This is a genomic window from Pelotomaculum sp. PtaB.Bin117, assembly GCF_002067195.1.
Classification (GTDB): Bacteria; Bacillota; Desulfotomaculia; order Desulfotomaculales; family Pelotomaculaceae; genus Pelotomaculum_D; species Pelotomaculum_D terephthalicicum.
In genome coordinates this window covers 1-2,927 of the sequence record NZ_MVQM01000013.1, presented here as the reverse complement: position 1 = coordinate 2,927, position 2,927 = coordinate 1, and the positions used below count along the sequence as shown (strand labels likewise).

The window sequence follows — 2,927 nt, the reverse complement described above, 5'->3', positions numbered from 1 at the left end:
CATTTTACAAAATGATGACGGTCAAATAACAATACCTCATTCTATCGCCGCCGGGCTTGATTACCCGGGTGTCGGACCGGAGCATGCTTATCTGAAAGATACCGGACGGGTAAATTATACGACGGCCACCGACACGGAAGCGCTGGCGGCTTTTCAATTGCTTTGCCGCACTGACGGGATCATCCCGGCGCTGGAAAGTTCACACGCGATAGCCGAGGCCGTCAAGCTGGCTCCGTCACTTCCACCTGAAAAGATTATAGTGATAAACCTCTCCGGGCGTGGAGACAAGGATATACCCGCCGTAGCGGGGGAACCGGGGGTGAACATATGAGCAGCAACAGCGTCATTGAAGGATGTCTTGACAAGCTGCGGTCAGAAGGGAAAAAAGGCTTGATTACTTTTATCACAGCCGGTGACCCCGACCTGTCCAGTACGGTGGATTTGGCGCTGCGCATGGATGCGGCGGGAGCCGATATAATTGAACTGGGAGTGCCGTTTTCCGACCCTTTGGCTGATGGTCCGGTGATCCAGCGGGCATCCAGCCGGGCTCTGGCCGCCGGGACAACGTTAGCTAAAATCCTGGATACGGTAAAAAAGATTAAGAGTAATTGCCGGGCGCCTCTAGTATTAATGGGCTACTGCAACCCCTTCTACAGATTCGGGTTGAACAGGTTCATAGCTGAAGCCGCTTCCACGGGTGTAAGCGGATTAATCGTGCCTGATTTGCCGCTGGAAGAGTCGGGTCCGTTGATGGAACTGGCGGTAAAGGAAGGCTTAGACCTTATTCCTCTTGTTTCGCCTGTCACTACTGAGCGCAGATTAAGCCGGATAGCTTCAAAGGCGATGGGATTTGTTTATTGCGTCTCAGTAACCGGAGTAACCGGCGCCAGGAAGGAAATCGGGACTGACATAGAAAGCTTTACCGGTAGGGTGCGCAGCCACACCTCATTGCCTTTGGCCATAGGATTCGGTATTGCGGACCCGGAACAAGGGGCGCGGATGTCCAGGTATTGCGACGCGGTCGTGGTGGGAAGCGCCATCGTTAAATTAATAGCTGATAGCGGCACTCAAGCCGCCGGAACGGCGGTGGAGAACCTGACAAGGGAGTTTAAAACCGCGTTGCTAAGTAGCGCTTCATAAATAGATTCAGAAAATCCAGTTGCAATAATTGGGTTCAATGTGCTAGTATTAAAAAAATATTTATTTTGTAGAATGGTTTTTACGGCAGGTATATTTCGCCTGGAGGAACGCTCGCAGGCGCTCTAAAAACAAAGAAGCACGGTAGTATGGCAGGGAGGCGATAAGTGATGTTCTTATGGTCTGGTTAAGCATTCCTCCGTGGAATGCTTTTATGTTTCTACAAGTTTGAGGAGGTTGTTTATTTTGATTATCGTTATGGATCATCGTGCCGGTGACGATAAAATAGACGCGGTAATAACCAGGCTGGAAAAGGCGGGATTTCAGATTCATCTTTCCCGGGGTGTTGAACGCACAATTATTGGCGCTATCGGGGATAAGACCCATATTGGTGACATTGGTTTGGAGGCCATGTCCGGTGTGGAAAAGGTTGTACCCATTTTACAACCGTATAAACTGGCCAGTAGGACTTTTCAAGAAGAAGGAACTGTCATCAAGGTGGGCGGTCTGGAAATCGGCGGTGATACCGTTCATGTGGCAGCCGGTCCTTGTGCTGTGGAAAGCCGTGAACAAGTCCTGGAAACGGCGGAAATTGTTAAAAAGGCTGGCGCCACCATACTCAGAGGGGGCGCTTTTAAACCCCGGTCATCTCCTTACTCCTTTCAAGGGCTGGAGGAAGAAGGGCTGAAATTCCTGGCCGAGGCCCGGGACCTAACCGGTCTCTTGATTGTGACGGAAGTAATGGACGTGCGTACCGTGCCTATGATCGCCGAGTATGCCGACATTTTGCAAATAGGCGCCCGTAATATGCAAAATTTTTCACTGTTGCGGGAAGTGGCTAAAGTAGACAAGCCGGTATTATTAAAAAGAGGCCCTTCAGCAACCATCGAGGAGTGGCTGATGGCTGCTGAATATATAATGTCAGGCGGTAATTATAATATTATCCTGTGTGAGCGAGGCATCAAGAGCTTTGAGAATTATACCAGGAATACATTGGATCTGACTGCCATCCCGGTTGTAAAACATCTTTCTCACCTGCCGGTGATTGTTGATCCCAGCCATGCCATCGGCAAATGGCGCTTCGTCCCGACAATGGCCAAAGCGGCTATTGCCGCCGGCGCCGACGGGTTGCTGATTGAAGTGCATCCGAACCCGCCCGAGGCTTTATGCGACGGACCCCAGTCACTTACCCCGGCGAACTTCAACAAAATGATGTCCGAGTTACAACAAGTTGTAATGGCAGTAGGGAGGAAGATGCCATGAACCCCGACTTTAACCGGGTTGCAATTATTGGTGTCGGCCTGATCGGGGGCTCCCTTGGTATGGCGATGTGCGCGCGGGGACTGGCTGGAGAAGTAGTCGGCTCAGGCTCGTCCAAAGAAAATCTGCGTCTGGCTTGTGAACTCGGCGCCATTCACCGTTTTACCGATTCAATTACAAATAGTGTGAATGGAGCCGACCTGATCATTATCGCCACTCCAGTGAGTGTGACGATAAAGGTGTTGAAAGAAATCATTCCATACCTTTCCCCTGTTGCGGTAGTAACCGATGTCGGGAGCACTAAAGCCGCCATTGTGCGGGACGCCACACAGCTTTTACCGCCCGGCGCAAGCTTTATCGGCGGTCATCCGATGGCAGGGACCGAACGGGCGGGAGTGCGGGAAGCCGACCCGTATCTGTTTGAAAACGCGGTATATATTCTTACTCCAACCCACGAAACACCTCCGGCCGCTGTAACCAAAGTTGGTAAGCTGGTTGCCGGGGTAGGAGCTAAATTAATCGAGATGGAC

Annotated in this window: 3 protein-coding genes and 1 pseudogene; all 4 read left to right on the top strand. The window is 51.3% G+C overall.

What is annotated here, in order from left to right:
* Positions 1-331: pseudogene (locus A4E54_RS00520) on the top strand (tryptophan synthase subunit beta); the annotation flags it as partial.
* A complete protein-coding gene (gene trpA, locus A4E54_RS00515) occupies positions 328-1,140 on the top strand; it encodes a tryptophan synthase subunit alpha (protein WP_286723690.1) in 813 nt (270 codons plus the stop codon). The pseudogene A4E54_RS00520 and the gene trpA, both read left to right, overlap by 4 nt.
* Before the next feature lie 243 nt (positions 1,141-1,383).
* Complete coding sequence (aroF, locus tag A4E54_RS00510; protein ID WP_286723688.1) at positions 1,384-2,400, top strand: 3-deoxy-7-phosphoheptulonate synthase; 1,017 nt, start codon at positions 1,384-1,386, stop codon at positions 2,398-2,400.
* A partial coding sequence (locus tag A4E54_RS00505) for a prephenate dehydrogenase (RefSeq protein ID WP_286723686.1) occupies positions 2,397-2,927 on the top strand: 531 nt, incomplete at its 3' end. The genes aroF and A4E54_RS00505, both read left to right, overlap by 4 nt.